Annotated in this window: 10 protein-coding genes and 3 tRNA genes; 8 read left to right on the top strand and 5 right to left on the bottom strand. The window is 45.2% G+C overall.

Features of this window, described 5'->3' with window-relative positions; translation table 11 throughout:
- The first annotated feature begins 57 nt into the window (after nucleotides 1-57).
- Complete coding sequence (locus CWI32_RS03775) at nucleotides 58-750, top strand: hypothetical protein (RefSeq protein ID WP_005172899.1); 693 nt, start codon at nucleotides 58-60, stop codon at nucleotides 748-750.
- A gap of 180 nt (nucleotides 751-930) precedes the next feature.
- On the opposite strand, the gene CWI32_RS03770 is transcribed toward CWI32_RS03775, so the two are convergent.
- The 5 genes from CWI32_RS03770 to CWI32_RS03750 form a co-directional block, all read right to left on the bottom strand.
- A tRNA-Lys gene (locus CWI32_RS03770) sits at nucleotides 931-1,006 on the bottom strand.
- 58 nt (nucleotides 1,007-1,064) lie between these two features.
- Nucleotides 1,065-1,140: transfer RNA gene (locus CWI32_RS03765), tRNA-Lys, on the bottom strand.
- A 20-nt stretch (nucleotides 1,141-1,160) separates the two neighbouring features.
- Nucleotides 1,161-1,236, bottom strand: a tRNA-Lys gene (locus CWI32_RS03760).
- Between the two features lie 195 nt (nucleotides 1,237-1,431).
- A complete protein-coding gene (locus tag CWI32_RS03755; protein WP_100534663.1) occupies nucleotides 1,432-3,273 on the bottom strand; it encodes a long-chain-acyl-CoA synthetase in 1,842 nt (613 codons plus the stop codon).
- 173 nt (nucleotides 3,274-3,446) lie between these two features.
- Entirely contained in the window at nucleotides 3,447-6,932 is a 3,486-nt protein-coding gene (locus CWI32_RS03750) for an Rne/Rng family ribonuclease (RefSeq protein ID WP_100534662.1), read from the bottom strand.
- Between the two features lie 766 nt (nucleotides 6,933-7,698).
- Between CWI32_RS03750 and CWI32_RS03745 the strand changes: the two genes are divergently transcribed.
- From CWI32_RS03745 to CWI32_RS03715, 7 genes are all read left to right on the top strand, one after another.
- Nucleotides 7,699-8,655, top strand: a complete 957-nt coding sequence (locus tag CWI32_RS03745; RefSeq protein ID WP_005095416.1) for an RluA family pseudouridine synthase — start codon at nucleotides 7,699-7,701, stop codon at nucleotides 8,653-8,655.
- Between the two features lie 195 nt (nucleotides 8,656-8,850).
- On the top strand, nucleotides 8,851-9,519 hold the full coding sequence (locus CWI32_RS03740) for an HAD-IA family hydrolase (RefSeq protein ID WP_100534661.1): 669 nt from the start codon (nucleotides 8,851-8,853) through the stop codon (nucleotides 9,517-9,519).
- A gap of 406 nt (nucleotides 9,520-9,925) precedes the next feature.
- Nucleotides 9,926-10,723: a 2-keto-4-pentenoate hydratase gene (locus CWI32_RS03735; protein ID WP_100534660.1), complete on the top strand. Its 798-nt coding sequence runs from the start codon at nucleotides 9,926-9,928 to the stop codon at nucleotides 10,721-10,723.
- 24 nt (nucleotides 10,724-10,747) lie between these two features.
- Nucleotides 10,748-11,641, top strand: coding sequence for an acetaldehyde dehydrogenase (acetylating) (locus CWI32_RS03730; RefSeq protein ID WP_074383969.1), 894 nt, complete (start codon nucleotides 10,748-10,750; stop codon nucleotides 11,639-11,641).
- A gap of 11 nt (nucleotides 11,642-11,652) precedes the next feature.
- Nucleotides 11,653-12,672, top strand: coding sequence for a 4-hydroxy-2-oxovalerate aldolase (gene dmpG, locus CWI32_RS03725; protein ID WP_100534659.1), 1,020 nt, complete (start codon nucleotides 11,653-11,655; stop codon nucleotides 12,670-12,672).
- 429 nt (nucleotides 12,673-13,101) lie between these two features.
- A complete protein-coding gene (locus CWI32_RS03720) occupies nucleotides 13,102-14,361 on the top strand; it encodes an OprD family outer membrane porin (RefSeq protein WP_100357594.1) in 1,260 nt (419 codons plus the stop codon).
- A 284-nt stretch (nucleotides 14,362-14,645) separates the two neighbouring features.
- The gene (locus CWI32_RS03715; protein WP_005095425.1) at nucleotides 14,646-15,506 is read left to right on the top strand and encodes an alpha/beta fold hydrolase; all 861 of its coding nucleotides are present in this window, start codon (nucleotides 14,646-14,648) and stop codon (nucleotides 15,504-15,506) included.
- Nucleotides 15,507-15,764: the final 258 nt, after the last annotated feature.

The following is a 15,764-nucleotide window of genomic DNA, read 5'->3' as shown; positions in this document are numbered from 1 at the left end:
ATTGGCTTGCAATGTGCTCTGTACGTGCTGTGTTTCCTAATTTAGGTATGCTTTAAAATGAAATTGGATGTATCAAGTTGTACATTAAGCAGTTTTTTTAAATTCGGCCTAATGTTGGGGGGGATGGGCATACTACAGGCTTGTGATCGCCATCAAGTCAAGCCTGAGCAGGAGCTTCAGGCAGAATCAGGACAGGAGGGGGTGAAAATTTCCGCTGCGAATGCACAGCCTGATGTCGTGCCGGTGAGTGCAAAATCTTTAACTCAGGTAGCAGGGCAAGCTACCCTTCGGGCAGAAACCGAGTCAAATCTGGCCGTCGTACCAGATTATGCCAAAGATTTTATCGGCCGCTATTATACCGAGATCGACTGTGATGGTAACTTTGCGCCCTGCAATGAGGGTAAGGCAGAATTTATTTTGACCTTAATGCCGGATGGTACGGTGCATCGCAGCATTTTGCAGTATGGCAAAGTGTTTATTGATAATGCCAAAAGTAGCACTGCCAGCAATATCACCTATCGCAAAGACCGTTGGTTTATCAATCCGGAGCGTACCGAGGTGGTGGTGAGTCGTAAAGAAGGGGCGAGCTTTTATTATACGATTAAGGATTCGAACCATCTGGTGATGAATCTGGACAAAATCTATAGTGAAAAGGAAAGAATCAATCGTGAATTATTTGATCGCGGCTATCCTGCACCCTCTAAAGCTTATGAGCTGGTAAAAGACACCACATTTGATATTAGAAAATAATGCGATAAGAAACGGCGCTGCTCTTTTTTTAGAATTGGATTAAAGAAAACTATTTAAAAATCAAAACAAGTTTTGAAAACAAATCAGCCTAAAATCCAAGCGTGAACATATAATAGCAGCTGATAGAAAGCAAATGAAAATAGTGTAGGGGATGTTTCAGAAGACATTCTAAGTAAAGAATGGTGGGCCGTCCGCGACTCGAACGCGGGACCAATGGATTAAAAGTCCACTGCTCTACCAACTGAGCTAACGGCCCATTCTGGGTAATCAAAATGACTTTGATTGAGATTTCTAAAACTGATGTTTTAGAATGATGGTGGGCCGTCCGCGACTCGAACGCGGGACCAATGGATTAAAAGTCCACTGCTCTACCAACTGAGCTAACGGCCCATCAAGGGATATCAAAGAAATGGTGGGCCGTCCGCGACTCGAACGCGGGACCAATGGATTAAAAGTCCACTGCTCTACCAACTGAGCTAACGGCCCTGAACCGGCATTCAAACTAGGTTTGAATGTATAGTGCAAGTCAAGCTAAATAGCTTAAAGCACCACTTTGTTTGATGGAGCGTATTGTAGCAAGATCTCATTTCAGCGCAAGCAAAAAATAACAAAGTTGCCCATGTTTGATTATAAATAGAACAATTGTGCTTTATCTAAACAAAAAATAGGCAACTTCAGTACTTAGAAGCGATATTGGTAGGCCTGAATGTTGGCAAAAATCTCTGCTGTGAGCTCAGAATAGGCCGTTGCACCTGGTAATAGAACCAACAGGCGTTCATCGGTTTTATTCGGATCGAATGCTTGCTCTTTCAACCTGTTTTTCTGGTATTTGAAGGTGCCTGTCGTTTCGACTTGCTGCTGGATACGTAAAAACACCGGAACGGCATAAGCAGGCAAGCACTGTTTAAAGGTGCTGACCATCTGTTGCAGGTCTTCTTGATCCAGTTGCATATCTGGTTTTAAGGTCAGCGCTGCCATCCCGGCACGACCATTGGTATTTGGAATTTCAACGCCATAGACCACGGCTTCAACAATTTTGTCATACTCGGTGAGCATATTTTCGACTTCGGTGGTCGAGACATTTTCACCTTTCCAGCGGAAAGTATCACCTAAGCGGTCGACAAACTGGGCATGACGAAAGCCGATATTACGTACCAGATCACCCGTATTGAAATAAGCATCACCTTTGCCAAATACATCCTGCATGATCACAGACTTGTTTTTTTCCGGGTCGGTATAACCATCAAAGGGTGAGCGACGGGTAATTTTACCAATCAGTAAACCAGTTTCACCTTTTTTTACCCGTTTGCAGTGACCCTTGTTATCCCGAACCGGTTCATTTTTATCTTTATCAAAGGCAATAATGGCATAGGGTGTCGGGGAGAAACCGACGGTATTATCAAAATTGAAAATATTGCTAAAACCGACATTGCCTTCACTGGACGCATACAATTCCAGCACTTCCTGAATCCCAAAACGGGATTTGAACTTGTCCCAGATATTCGGGCGCATGCCATTTCCGATCATTCGGGTGACCCGATGGTCTTTTTCCAGTTCAGAGGGAGGGGCATCCATCAGATAGCGGCACAACTCACCGACATAGCCAATTGCAGATGCATCAAATTTCTTTACATCTTTCCAGAAGGAGGAGGTCGAGAATTTACGTCGAATCGCAAGCGTTCCTGCACCTGCAATCACGCCACACCAGCATACCACCATGCCTGTGGCATGATAAAGCGGCAGGGTGCAGTACATCACATCATCTTTCTTCAGGTTTAGCACATGGCCATAGGTGCCATAAGCCAGCGTCCAGCGCCCGTTGGTAAAGATGACTGCCTTAGGCAGGCCGGTGGTGCCCGACGTATAAATGTAGAACAGCCCATCTTTGCCTTGCACCGAATGGGTGGTCGGTGGATTGAATTTCGGGGAGAGATCGATTTTTTCAGCCAGATTGATAAAGCCTGCAGGCGCCTGACCCGGATCGGCTAGAGTATTTTGGTCGGCAAACCAATGCAGGCGATCACTGCTAATATTGAGGTCATCACGAATCTCGTTGACCGCGTTCTGGCACTCTTCACCGACAATCACCGCAATTGGTTTGACCAGGTTGATACTGTGGGTCAGCACCTTACCCACTTGCGAGGTATTGACCAGTGCCGTGGTGACACCAAGTTTGGCCAGACCGAGCACGCTGGCAATGAGTTCAGGGCGGTTCTCGACCATCAGCGCCACGACATCACCTTTCTTGGCACCCAAGGAAAGATAAAAATGTGCAATCTGGTTGGCCCAGGCATTAAGAGCGGTATAACTATAGCTTTGATCTTCAAAACGCAAAGCGATACCTTCAGGATTACGCTGTGAAGCTTTTTCAAAAGCCAGACCCAGACCGGCCGGTGTATTCGGAGTACGTAAATAAGCCTGTCTTAGCCCAGTCAGCAAATTAGGCACTTTGATTAAGAAGGCCGGGATTTTGGCAGCGACATCTGCAATACCAATAAGATCGTGCGGTTTCATTTGGGTCATGAGAATCCTATTTGTTTTTCGTATCCGATAGGTTTAATTTATATACAGTAGACAAGCTATCCATCTTTTAACGTTAAAAAGCTAGTGCAATCTACCTATTTTGACCAAATCTAGCAAAAAAAACCTAGTCATCGAAATGACTAGGTTTTTTTATGTGACTGCAATTGGGCAAATTATGACTCAGTTGCAGTATTGGCTTTTTTCGGTGGACGGCCACGTGGACGACGCGGGCGAGCAGCTTGCTTCTCGGCTTTTTCCGCTTCGCTGGCTTCAGCTTCCTCTACGGTCGCTTCTGCCACATCTTTGCTTTTTGCCACAGGCGCTTCTGTTTCAGCACTTGCTTCAGCTGGAGCCGCTTCTTCGACCTGAACTTCAGCTGGTGCAACTTCAGTGGTCACTTCTACTGGTGCTGCGGTTTCAGTTGCTGGTTCCGTCGGCTGAGTATTTTCCGTCGTTTCAACCACTGCTTCCGATGCTACAGGTGCTTCAGTTACAGCTGCTTCAACAGGTTCAGCTGGTGCTTCTACTGCTACAGGTTCTGGCACAGTTTCAACCGCCGGCGCGGCTTCTACTTTTGCCTGCTGTTTGGCTTGTTGCAAAGCCTGTTCCGCAGCCTGTTTGGCCAAACGGCGACGCTCACGTGGATCGTTGGCAACACGCTTGTCTGAGACCGGTTTTGGTGGGTTCAGGTCCAGGACTGGAGCAGGCTCTGCTTCAACCTTGGCTACCGTTACTTCAACATCACGGGTGACCGGTTTTTTCTCTGCAGCAGCAGCAGGCGCTGCGGCAGCCACCAGACTCGCGTTGTACTCTTTCGTGAACTTTTCTAAAGCACGGTTGAAGGTTGGTAATAAACCAAACTGTTCAATCAGCACTGAGCAGTCTTCACCATAGACATGACGAATCAGGCTACCAATGGTGAACTGGCCCAAAGTTGGCACTTGTGACGGTGTTAACTGCTGAGCTGCAGGTTGTTGCGACTGTGCTGCACGCTGCTGGCGACGACGCTGACGCGGATCGTTGCTGGCCCGTGTTTTTTCAGACGTTGCTTCAGTCGCTACAATTTCTTCCACAGGAGCTGTCAAGGTGGCTTCAACCACATTTTCAGCTGCAGCCGCTTCAACTGGCGCATCTGCCGGTGCAGTGACTTCAACTGCTGGCGTTGCAACTGTAGCATTGTCATTCAATGCCACGATTTCGCTTTTTGCCTGGTCAATATTTACGACCATTGCTGTTGGCATCACATCCGGACGGGGTGCATCGACCAATTCAACACGAAGCTGCTTGTCATTGACGGCCAGCGCTTCAACAACTGCAGGAGCTGCCTGAGGCGCTTGTTCGTTCAGAACACTTGGATCGCGGTGGCGATTTGGGCGTTCCGGACGTTGCTGGTTGCGGCGGTCACGGCGCGGCATTGCCTGTTGTGGCTGTTGTTCATTGTTCTGAACATCATTTTGCTGCGCTGGCTCGTTGTGATGCTGACGGCGAGAATGACGCTTGTTTTCACGTGCTTCATGGCGTTGTTCTTGACGAGACACCTGAACCACTTCTTCATGCACTTGATGTTGCTGAGGTGCAGGAGCTTCAGACTGAACCTGCTCGCGCGGTTCTTTGTGCTTCGGGTTCGGGTTGCGCGGTTTCTTGTTGTGACGTGGTGCTCTTTCTTCACGCTCTGCCGGTTTTTCTGCCGCATCACGTTCCTGTTTTTGTGCAACAGTCGATGGTGCCAGGTAAGCATTATTGTTGCTTGATACAGCAGCAGGTTGTGCTACGTGCTGTGGTGCTGGCTGTGCAACCGGTGCAGCCACCTGACCGAACTGGCCACGACTTACCGCACCGCCATTGATCATTTGTTCAATCGCTGCTGCAGCATTATTGGCAGTACGTGATGGATCAACAGTCGCTGCCTGTTTTTGTACAAACAGGTTTTCTAACCATGCACATGGGCTGCTTGAAGCTACTGGAGCTACTGCCTGTACAGGTGTTTGCTGTGCCACTTGCGGTTGAGCCGGCTGGTTTTGTGGATTGCGGCGTTTATTGTTATTACGGCCGTTGTTTTGTTGCGGCTGTGAAGGCGCTGGTGCTGCGTGTTGCGCATGCTGCTCTTCTTCTAGATGCCATTCAGAAGACTCATAGCCCAATTCTTTTTCACTTGAACGGGTCGCTTCGGTACGTTCATAGCTGGTTGGGGCAAAGCCTTCGGCATTATAGGTAATTTCATAATGCGGTGTTTCTAGATGCGGATGCGGCAATACTGTCACACGTACATTCGAGGTCTGTTCCAGATATACCAAGGTATGACGCTTTTCATTCAACATGAATGCAGCAATTTCGACCGGAACTTCGACCTGAACTTCACCTTGACGTTCACGCAGCGCAATCTCTTCCACTTTACGCATGATTGAAAGTGAAAGTGAACGCAAGTCACGTACCATGCCAGTACCATGACAGCGTGGGCAGACATAGCCAGTCGCTTCTTCAAGAGAAGGACGTAGACGCTGACGGCTCATTTCCATCAGGCCAAAACGTGACAATTGACCGAATTGAATACGGGCACGGTCACTCTGGGTCGCTTCACGAAGTTTCGCTTCCACCATACGCTGGTTGCGATCTTTGGTCATGTCGATAAAGTCGATCACCACCAGGCCGCCGATATCGCGTAAACGGAGTTGACGCGCAATTTCTTCTGCAGCTTCAATATTGGTGTTCAGCGCAGTATCTTCAACATCGCTACCGCGGGTCGATTTTGCTGAGTTGATGTCAATCGACACCAAAGCTTCAGTTTGATCGATGACGATCGAACCGCCAGAAGGGAGTTTTACTTCACGTTCATAGGCAGTCTGAATCTGGCTTTCAATCGCGAAATGAGCAAATAAAGGCTCATTTAAGGTATAGGTTTTCAGTTTGTCGAGTTGACGTGGCATCACTGCTTTTACGAAGTTATAAGCTTCGTTATAGGCTTGCTCAGAGTCAATTAGAATTTCCGCAACATCATCACGCAGGTAGTCACGAATGGCACGTGTCACCACACCCGCTTCCTGATGCACCAACATTGGAGATGGGCCAGAACTTGCTGTTTTCTGGATTTGTGCCCAAAGGTCAAGCAGATGTTGCAGATCAAGTTGCAGCTCTTCTTGTGAACGGCCGATGCCGGCAGTACGCACAATCACGCTCATGCCACGTGGTACGTTAAGCGTCGCCAGCATTTCTTTCAGTTCTTCACGCACAGCACCAGAAATTTGACGGCTGATACCACCACCTTTCGGGTTGTTTGGCATTAAAACCAGGTAACGGCCAGCAAGTGAAATAAACGTAGACAGGGCAGCGCCTTTATTGCCACGCTCTTCTTTTTCCACCTGAACCAAAAGCTCGGTACCTTCCGTAATCAGTTCACGGATATTTGAGGTCTGGCGAGGGTCGGCTTTGTAATATGAGTTTGCAATTTCACGCATCGACAGGAAGCCTTGACGACCTGCACCATATTCGACGAATACAGCTTCTAAAGAAGGCTCAACGCGAGTCACGTGACCTTTATAGATATTGGATTTTTTTTGTTCACGGGTACGATTCTCTAAATCAAAATCGTAAAGACGCTGACCAGTGACAAGTGCAACGCGAATTTCTTCGGCATGTGTTGCATTAATCAACATACGTTTCATGGGTGTAACACCTTATAGTGATACACAGCAAAAAATCGCTATACACGTAGCGAACATCACACATCACGGATCAATGGCTCAAATCTGCAATGAATTTCATTGTGGTCTGAGTCTTTTCTTACCGGCTTCTACTTGTATAGATAGGCTTCGGTTTTGATTCACGTATTGATGATGGCAATACGGCTTCAATCTTTAAACGGATTAAAGTCACCTGAACGCTTCACTGGCGGACGAGCGGTGCATTGGATGTATGTAACTTTCACTGTCACATTGCTCGAAGATCATCCCTTCTTTATAGAAAGTGTCTTGATACGGAATTGTCGTCGTATCTTTACAAACTGTGCAGATCCAATGCATCGACGCTGTAGCCTGAAGTCGTCTTCAGGGTGCGACTAATCTGATGTGTATCAGTTTACGTTTAAAAACCAACGAAAGTTGGCGACATATTTTTTAAGACAAACTGATTTATGTACCTGAGGTACAATTAAACGCAACAGTTTGCTTTGTTTGCCGATATAATAAGCCTTCGGCGTCGGCATAATTCTTTGGGGACCTTCCCGTATCATGTGAGTCTTTAATTGAACAATCAAGTTCAGAAAAATCTGAAATGATTCAACTTTTACCCACAAACGATGGTTTCCGTGCGCTGACTATATCAAACCTTGCATCATCTGCCTATGGGCTAAGCTTATGTTTCTTGTGTAAAGCATAACCTAAGTGATCAGTTTTTAATCAATTTTAGTATTTTTTGGGTCATAGTAACTGTATGAATTCTACGCAACAATGGCAAAACGTCACTTGGTTTGAAGTGGATGAACATCAAGATGGACAACGCATCGATAATTTCCTGTTTAGTCGTTTGAAAGGTGTGCCAAAAAGCCGTATCTATCGCCTGATTCGTGAAGGCCAGGTGCGCGTCAATAAAAAACGCATCAAGGCGGAAACCAAACTGGCGATTGCTGATCAGATTCGTGTTGCACCGATCCGTTATGAGCAAAAAGATGAATCTGCTGCGCCCATTTCTGACAAGGTTGCCAATGGTTTGTTGGCCCGCGTGATCTATGAAGATGAAGGTCTGATGGTGGTGAATAAACCTTCGGGCATCGCGGTACATGGCGGTAGTGGTGTCGCATATGGTCTGATCGAAGGCTTACGTGCAGCGACTGGGAAAAAATATCTGGAACTGATTCATCGTATTGACCGTGACACGTCTGGTCTGGTGATGATCTCGAAAAAACGTAGCGTACTGAAAAGCTTACAGGACATGCTGCGTGAACATAAAATTAAAAAAACCTATGCTGCTGTGGTCAAAGGTAACGTAGCACTTGACCGTCAGTTGATTGATGCGCCTTTACATCGCTATGAGCTGGCCAATGGCGAGCGTCGTGTCTGTGTATCGCCGAAAGAAGGTAAAGAGTCGAAGACGCAGTGGAATGTGCAGGAACGCTTTATGCATGCCACACTGGTCTATGCCTCTCCACTTTCGGGTCGTACCCATCAGATTCGTGTACATGGTCTCAGTATTGGTCATCCGCTGGTGGGCGATGAAAAATATGGTCATGAAACTGGTTATAACGGGCCGAAACCGCGCCGCTTGTGTCTGCATGCCATGCGTCTGGAAATTCCGGGTTATGCCATGATTGAAGCACCTTTGCCGGAAGATATGCAGAGTCTGGTGGCGCAGTTAAGAGCACAGAAAGCGGATAAGCCGACGGCTCAGTAAAGACTTATTTTTTTCTTTTAATAAATTCAATCCACCCTAACCCTCCTTTGAAAAAGGAGGGAATTCCCCCTCCTTTCTTAAAGAGGGGCTAGGGGAGACTTTAGGCATTAAACCTCTCTCTACCCTCTTCTACAAGGAGAGGGCTAGAGAGAGGTGGTAAAGCTACCTAACCTTGAATCAAATTTAGGAAACCTTATGAACACACCTGTAAAACTGGTCATTTTTGATTGGGATGGCACGTTATTTGATTCGGTCAGTCAAATCGTGGCGAGTTTGCAGTTTGCAGCACAACAGTTTCAGCAGCCTTTAAGCGATGAAGACGCGAAAAGCATTATTGGCTTAGGTTTGCCTGAAGTGGCACAGCGTTTATTTCCGAATGTACCTGAATTGCATGCCAATATTTTACAAAGCTATTCAGAACACTATGTGGCAAACTCTTCCGGAGATTCCTGGTTTGAAGGGGTGGCACATATGCTTGCGGATTTGCAGCAACACGGTGTGAAGCTGGCAGTGGCGACGGGTAAAAGCCGTAAAGGTCTGGATCGTGTCTTGAAGCAGACCAACAGTGAGCAGCTGTTTGTGACCACGCGTGCTGCCAGTGAAACCCGTTCCAAACCAGATCCACTCATGTTAGAAGAAATACTGGCAGAAACGGGTGTACAGGCCGAACATGCGCTTATGGTCGGTGACACTTCTTATGATCTGGAAATGGCACAAAATATGGCCATGCCAAGTATCGGTGTCAGCTATGGCGTGCATGAACCTGAGCTTTTGGCGCAATTTAATCCGATCTGTATCGTAGATGATGTGACCGCTTTACATGCGGCATTGTTGGCTAAAGTCCAATGGAAACAAGCGATTTAATCTATTATCTTGGTTACAGTAAAAAATGGTATTTCCCCGGTTTAAAACTGCCGGGGAGCGCCACAGATTTAAGCGTTTGCTCTTATCTTTTAGTCTAAAGTCGCAATTATGTTGATTTTATTCGGTCAGATTAGCGGAGTTTTTCTGCTAAATGATGATGCATTTTAAATACTAAGATTTTGTTTTGTCTTGGTTTTTATGGATTTTCTTTATAGATAATAGCTATAGCAAAAAATAAAATAACTATTGGCATAAAAGCCGTATTTTTCCCATTCTAAAACTGTTTATTCCTATGCTCGCTCTGAGAAAGGTAATCCTGACGGATTATCGGCCTGATCATGTCCATATTTTCTGTCCATCTTAGATCTCAGCATAAGCCTAATTTTTGCAGTTTAAGGAAACATTGATGTCGAATTCTGCTGTTGTTGAATCAGTTGCACAAGCCCTTCGTAGCGCTGAATTATCACAAACTGCGATCGCGCCGATTCGCCCAGAACTGGGTGGTGAAAGTGCTGACGTAGATATTGCCTATGCCGTTCAAGAAGTGAATACCGAGCGCGCTTTGTCTGAAGGTCGCCGTCTGGTCGGCCGTAAAATTGGTTTAACCTCTAAAGTGGTTCAAGCGCAACTCGGCGTAGATCAGCCTGACTTCGGCATGTTGTTTGCTGACATGGCCTATGGCGATGGTGAAGTAATTCCTGCAGGTCTGCTGATTCAACCTAAGGTTGAAGCGGAAATCGCATTGGTAATTAACCAGGATTTGACCAAAGAAAAACATACCTATGCAGACATTATCAGCGCGACTGAGTATGCCCTGCCTGCAGTTGAAGTGGTCGATAGCCGGATCGAAAACTGGAAAATCAGTTTAATTGATACAGTTGCAGATAACGCATCTTCCGCAGCATTCGTTTTAGGTTCTCAACCTGTAAAACTTGAAAACCTTGATCTGGTGAACTGCAAAATGGTCATGACGCGTGGTGACGAAGTTGTGTCTCACGGTGTAGGTAAAGCATGTCTTGCAAACCCACTCAATGCTGCAGTTTGGCTGGCAGATGAAATGGTACGCCGTGGTCGTCCATTACTTGCAGGCGACATTATCTTAACAGGTGCCTTAGGGCCTATGGTTGTGGCTCAACCAGGCGATGAATTCAAAGTTGAAATTGAAGGCTTCGGTTCTGTTACAGCTGCATTTGCTGCTGAATAATCGAGATTCCAAGAGAGTACATTCATGAAAAAGATTAAATGTGCAATGATCGGTCCAGGTAATATCGGTACTGATTTGCTTTACAAGTTACAACGCAGCGAATGGTTAGAGCCAGTGTGGATGGTGGGGATTGACCCAACTTCTGAAGGTCTGGCACGTGCTGCAAAAATGGGTTTAAAAACCACCGCTGAAGGTGTGGATGGTCTTCTTCCTCACGTGATTGCAGATGATATTAAAATTGCATTCGATGCAACGTCTGCTTATGTACATGCTGAAAATAGCCGCAAGCTCAATGAACTTGGCGTACTGATGATTGACTTAACGCCTGCTGCGATCGGTCCATTCTGCGTACCACCGGTCAACCTGGAAGCATTGCTTGTGGGTGGCGAAGTGCCAAACGTAAACATGGTCACCTGTGGCGGTCAGGCAACGATTCCGATGGTTGCTGCAGTTTCTCGCGTTCAACCGGTTGAATATGGTGAGATCATTGCAACGGTATCGACTAAATCAGTAGGTCCAGGTACACGTAAAAACATTGATGAATTTACCCGTACCACTGCCGGTGCCATTGAGAAAGTGGGCGGCGCGAAACAGGGTAAAGCGATTATCATCATCAACCCGGCTGAGCCACCACTGATGATGCGTGACACAGTTCACTGTCTGGTAGAAGGTGAGCCAGATCAAGCTGCGATCACTGAATCTGTACACGCAATGATTAAAGAAGTTCAAAAATATGTACCGGGTTACAAGCTTGTCAATGGTCCAGTTTTTGATGGCAACCGCGTGTCAATTTACTTGGAAGTTGAAGGTCTTGGTGATTTCCTGCCGAAATATGCCGGTAATCTTGACATCATGACTGCTGCTGCTGCACGTACTGCAGAGATGTTTGCAGAACACGTATTCAATAAAGACGCTTAAGGAGCAACCACATGTCTAAGATTATTGTTCATGATATGACGTTACGTGATGGTATGCATCCACAGCGCCATCAAACCACTGTTGAGCAAATGATTGCGATTTCAACAGCACTTGATGATGCAGGCGTACCTTTAATTGAAGTCACGCATGGTGACGGCCTTGGCGGTTCATCCGTCAACTACGGTTTTGCTGCTGCGACTGACGAAGAATATTTAACAGCTGTTGTACCACGTATGAAGAATGCCAAAATTTCTGCACTTCTTCTGCCTGGGATCGGTACGGTTGACCATTTGAAAATGGCGCATGAAATTGGTGTATCTACTATTCGTGTGGCAACACACTGTACAGAAGCAGACTGTTCTGAACAGCACATCACGGCTGCACGCAAACTAGAAATGGACACGGTCGGTTTCTTGATGTTGGCGCACATGGCATCTCCTGAAAAACTGCTTGAAGAAGCAAACAAGATGGTGTCTTACGGTGCAAACTGTATCTATGTCACTGACTCAGCAGGTTATATGCTTCCTCAAGATGTCATCGATCGTGTTGGTCATTTACGTCAACACTTGGACCCAAGCATTGAGCTCGGTTTCCACGGTCACCATAACTTGGGTATGGGTGTATCGAATACGGTTGCTGCGGTACAAGCCGGTGCAGTACGTGTTGACTTGGCATCTGCAGGTTTGGGTGCGGGTGCGGGTAATACACCACTTGAGTTGTTCATTGCGGTTGCAAACCGTATGGGCATGGACACTGGCGTTGACTTGTTCAAAGTACAAGACGTTGCTGAAGATCTGGTCATTCCAATGATGCACAACCCGATCCGCGCGGATCGTGATGCAGCAACTTTGGGTTATGCGGGTGTGTATTCTTCATTCCTGTTGTTTGCTAAACGCGCTGAAGCAAAATATGGCGTTTCTGCACGTGAAATCCTGATGGAGCTTGGTCGTCGTGGTACGGTCGGTGGTCAGGAAGACATGATTGAAGATTTAGCATTAACCATGTCTAAAGCGCGTGAGTTACAAGCTTAACTTTTAATCGCTCAGTATTAAAATAAGTTTGATAAAAAAGCATCCAAATTGGGTGCTTTTTTATTTTAAATGAGATTGATTAATATATTAAAACTCTGGGGTGAGATGTTTTAGTTATAATGTTGTAGAGCGATTATTTTGGCTTTATATTTTCCTTAAACATAAAAACGATAAATAAAAAATGGCTGCTGAAAGATTTTAAAAAATTTACTCTTATTAATAGAAGAAACAAAAGTTTGAATTAAATATCTGGTCAATTTTTTATTTTAATTAATCGTTTTAAAATCTAAGCGATTGGTTGCTTGAGGAGAGGTCTGAAATATCGGCCGATGAAAGCAGAAAATCTTAATACTGTGGTCGGATTTTTTATTTAAATCGACTTGCGCATGATGGCGACATAGATTTTATCTGTTGAATGGGGAACTCATGATGCGTCGTCAAAACTTATGGATAGCAATGTTTGCTGCGATAGCAACTTTAGGAACAACTGCAGCGAATGCAGATTTTATTGACGACAGTAATGTGCAATTAAAATTTAAAAATTTCTATTTAGATCGCCAGTATCAAGATGATGCTTCATCACGTAACTGGGGTTCTTGGTCACAAGGGGTGACTCTGGATGCCAAGTCGGGTTATCACGATATCGGTGCTGGGATAAAGGTCGGTGCTGATGTGCTAGTTCAACATGCAGTTAAACTCAAAGGTCGTGATAAGAATCCGGACTGGGTTTTACCGCATGATGGCAAGCAATCAAAAGACCATTTCGGTAAAGTCGGCGCAACCTTAAAAGCCAAGGTTTCAGAAACCGAATTAAAAGTTGGTGAATTACTCCCAGTGTCGCCAGTTTTAGTGTTTGATCCATCGCGTCAGTTGTTAACAACTTATAGCGGTGCATGGTTAGAGTCGAAAGAGCTTAAAGATACTAAGCTTACACTGGCTTATATTGACAGGATTAACAACCGTTATGACAACCAGTTCCGTGATTTAACCAAATTTAATCCACCACAATTTGATAATGGTGCAGAAGCGGATGGGATGTGGATTGCCGGTATAGATCACCAGCTGACAAAAGAGTTGGGTGCAAGTTATTGGTATGCCGATGTTCAAGACATTTACCAGCAGCATTATCTGGGTGTGAATTACAAAATCGGGTTAGGTGAAAAAACCAAATTAGATAGTCATGTGCGTTATTTCAATAACTCCGAATCTGGCGATAAATTGTATGGTGAGATCGACAACCAGGCATTATCGGTAGCTGCAAAAATCAATCATGGTGCACATACGGTAGGCGTGGGTTATCAGCAAATGTTTGGTGACAGTGCATTCCCGACATTGGGAGGCTGGGTGCCACAGCCTTATTTGGCGAACTGGGGAGTCTCAACTTTCACAGCGCCGGAAGAAAAGTCATGGCATGTGTCTTATGGTTATGACTTTTCTGAAGTCGGCTTGAAGGGACTAAATGCAACAGCGATTTATTTCAAAGGCTATGATCAGCAAGGTACCGGAGTATATCAAAGTCAAAACTTCAATACGGATGAAGTGAATGCAATCGTCAATTACACTGTGCCAGAAGGTAAATTAAAAGGTTTAGGCGTACAGGGCATGTATATTGATGTGAATTTTGCAAATCCAGCAAAACCAGACCTTCAGGAATACCGTGTAGCAACCACTTATACCTATAAATTCTAATTCTGCTGCCTTGATCAAGAGCGCTATCCGGTGTAGCGCTGTTTTTCTATCTGTACATAAACTAAATCCTGAAAATAAATAAGGGTTTTGATATTAAAATAACCATATAAAACATAAACTTAAATTATATTTATTTTGTAGTGTGCAATCGTAATTTTGTATCAGTTGACCCGTCTTGAGCGGTTAAGATAAGGATGTAAAAAAGTCATTTTAATGAGTCAACTTGACGTCGAATTCTTGAAAAGAGAGGGACACGCAAGCGAAAGACTGTAAGAGGAAGTAATATGAGCACTGTTCAAATCCCTGACTATCAAACAGATCCGTTCTTTGGCTTGGAAGACAAATGGATTGAAACTGCTGAAGGTGAGTTGACCCATTACCACGAAATTGGTGAAGGTACGCCTATTCTATTTTTACACGGTTCAGGCACAGGTGTATCTGCTGCGGCAAACTGGTGGTTAAACCTGCCACAAATTGGTGAGCAAGCACGTTGCATCGCGATTGATACCATTGGTTATGGCCAAACTGTGGTTGCGCCAAACACTGAATATGGTATTCGTGCCTGGGTGGACCATGCGATCCGTACGCTAGATGCTTTGGGTATCGAAAAAACCTGGTTAGTGGGTAACTCTTTAGGTGGCTGGTTGGCATTCCAGTTGGCACTGGATTATCCAGAGCGCGTTTTGGGTATCGTGTCTATGGGGACAGGCGGTGCGAAACAAACTGCTGCACTCAAAGCGCATGCAAACCCGGTGTTGACTGAAGAAGGCATCAAGAAAACCTTGTCAATGTTTGTGGTAAATAAAGACTTGATCACGGATGAACTGGTTAAAGTTCGCTTTGCTTCTGCTGCAAATGACTATGCATCAAATCGTTTGATGGATGTAGTTGGCGCACGTGACCGTGACCGTTTCGAATTCCCGCTTGATTTCGAAAAAATGAAAGACATTACTGTGCCAGTGCTATTGATTCATGGTACGCAAGATGTGGTCATTCCAGTATCACGTACTTGGGACATCCTGAATGTGGTTCCAAATGCTGATGCGCATATCTTCAGCCAATGTGGGCACTGGTCTCAAGTTGAGAAAGCAGACGAATTCAATACTGTGATCAAAAACTATCTTGCTGTTCACGGCGTAAAATAATTTTACCGTGTTTTAAAAAGGGATGGCTTCGGTCATCCTTTTTTTGTGGGCAAAATATTGAACAGAATGTATTTAAGTGCATATGATTCTCATTTGTATAGGTTGATGTAAAAATCTAATTATTTTTAGCAAGTTATTAAATTTAAGCCGAGAAAAAACTGACTTAACTTTTATTAGACTTAAGTTGTAAATGAAGGGAGTTTAGGGTGAAAAACAGGCAGTATTAGCCTAGATCAGGCGACCAATTAAGGAGCTACA

Origin of the sequence: Acinetobacter pseudolwoffii, assembly GCF_002803605.1 — a bacterium.
GTDB lineage: Bacteria > Pseudomonadota > Gammaproteobacteria > Pseudomonadales > Moraxellaceae > Acinetobacter > Acinetobacter pseudolwoffii.
This window is presented reverse-complemented; position numbering and strand designations above follow the sequence as displayed.

Coding starts and splice junctions, on each gene's coding strand:
- CWI32_RS03775 (WP_005172899.1), top strand. CDS start 58: ATGAAATTGGATGTATCAAGTTGTACATTAAGCAGTTTTTTTAAATTC.
- CWI32_RS03755 (WP_100534663.1), bottom strand. CDS start 3,273: ATGACCCAAATGAAACCGCACGATCTTATTGGTATTGCAGATGTCGCT.
- CWI32_RS03750 (WP_100534662.1), bottom strand. CDS start 6,932: ATGAAACGTATGTTGATTAATGCAACACATGCCGAAGAAATTCGCGTT.
- CWI32_RS03745 (WP_005095416.1), top strand. CDS start 7,699: ATGAATTCTACGCAACAATGGCAAAACGTCACTTGGTTTGAAGTGGAT.
- CWI32_RS03740 (WP_100534661.1), top strand. CDS start 8,851: ATGAACACACCTGTAAAACTGGTCATTTTTGATTGGGATGGCACGTTA.
- CWI32_RS03735 (WP_100534660.1), top strand. CDS start 9,926: ATGTCGAATTCTGCTGTTGTTGAATCAGTTGCACAAGCCCTTCGTAGC.
- CWI32_RS03730 (WP_074383969.1), top strand. CDS start 10,748: ATGAAAAAGATTAAATGTGCAATGATCGGTCCAGGTAATATCGGTACT.
- dmpG (WP_100534659.1), top strand. CDS start 11,653: ATGTCTAAGATTATTGTTCATGATATGACGTTACGTGATGGTATGCAT.
- CWI32_RS03720 (WP_100357594.1), top strand. CDS start 13,102: ATGCGTCGTCAAAACTTATGGATAGCAATGTTTGCTGCGATAGCAACT.
- CWI32_RS03715 (WP_005095425.1), top strand. CDS start 14,646: ATGAGCACTGTTCAAATCCCTGACTATCAAACAGATCCGTTCTTTGGC.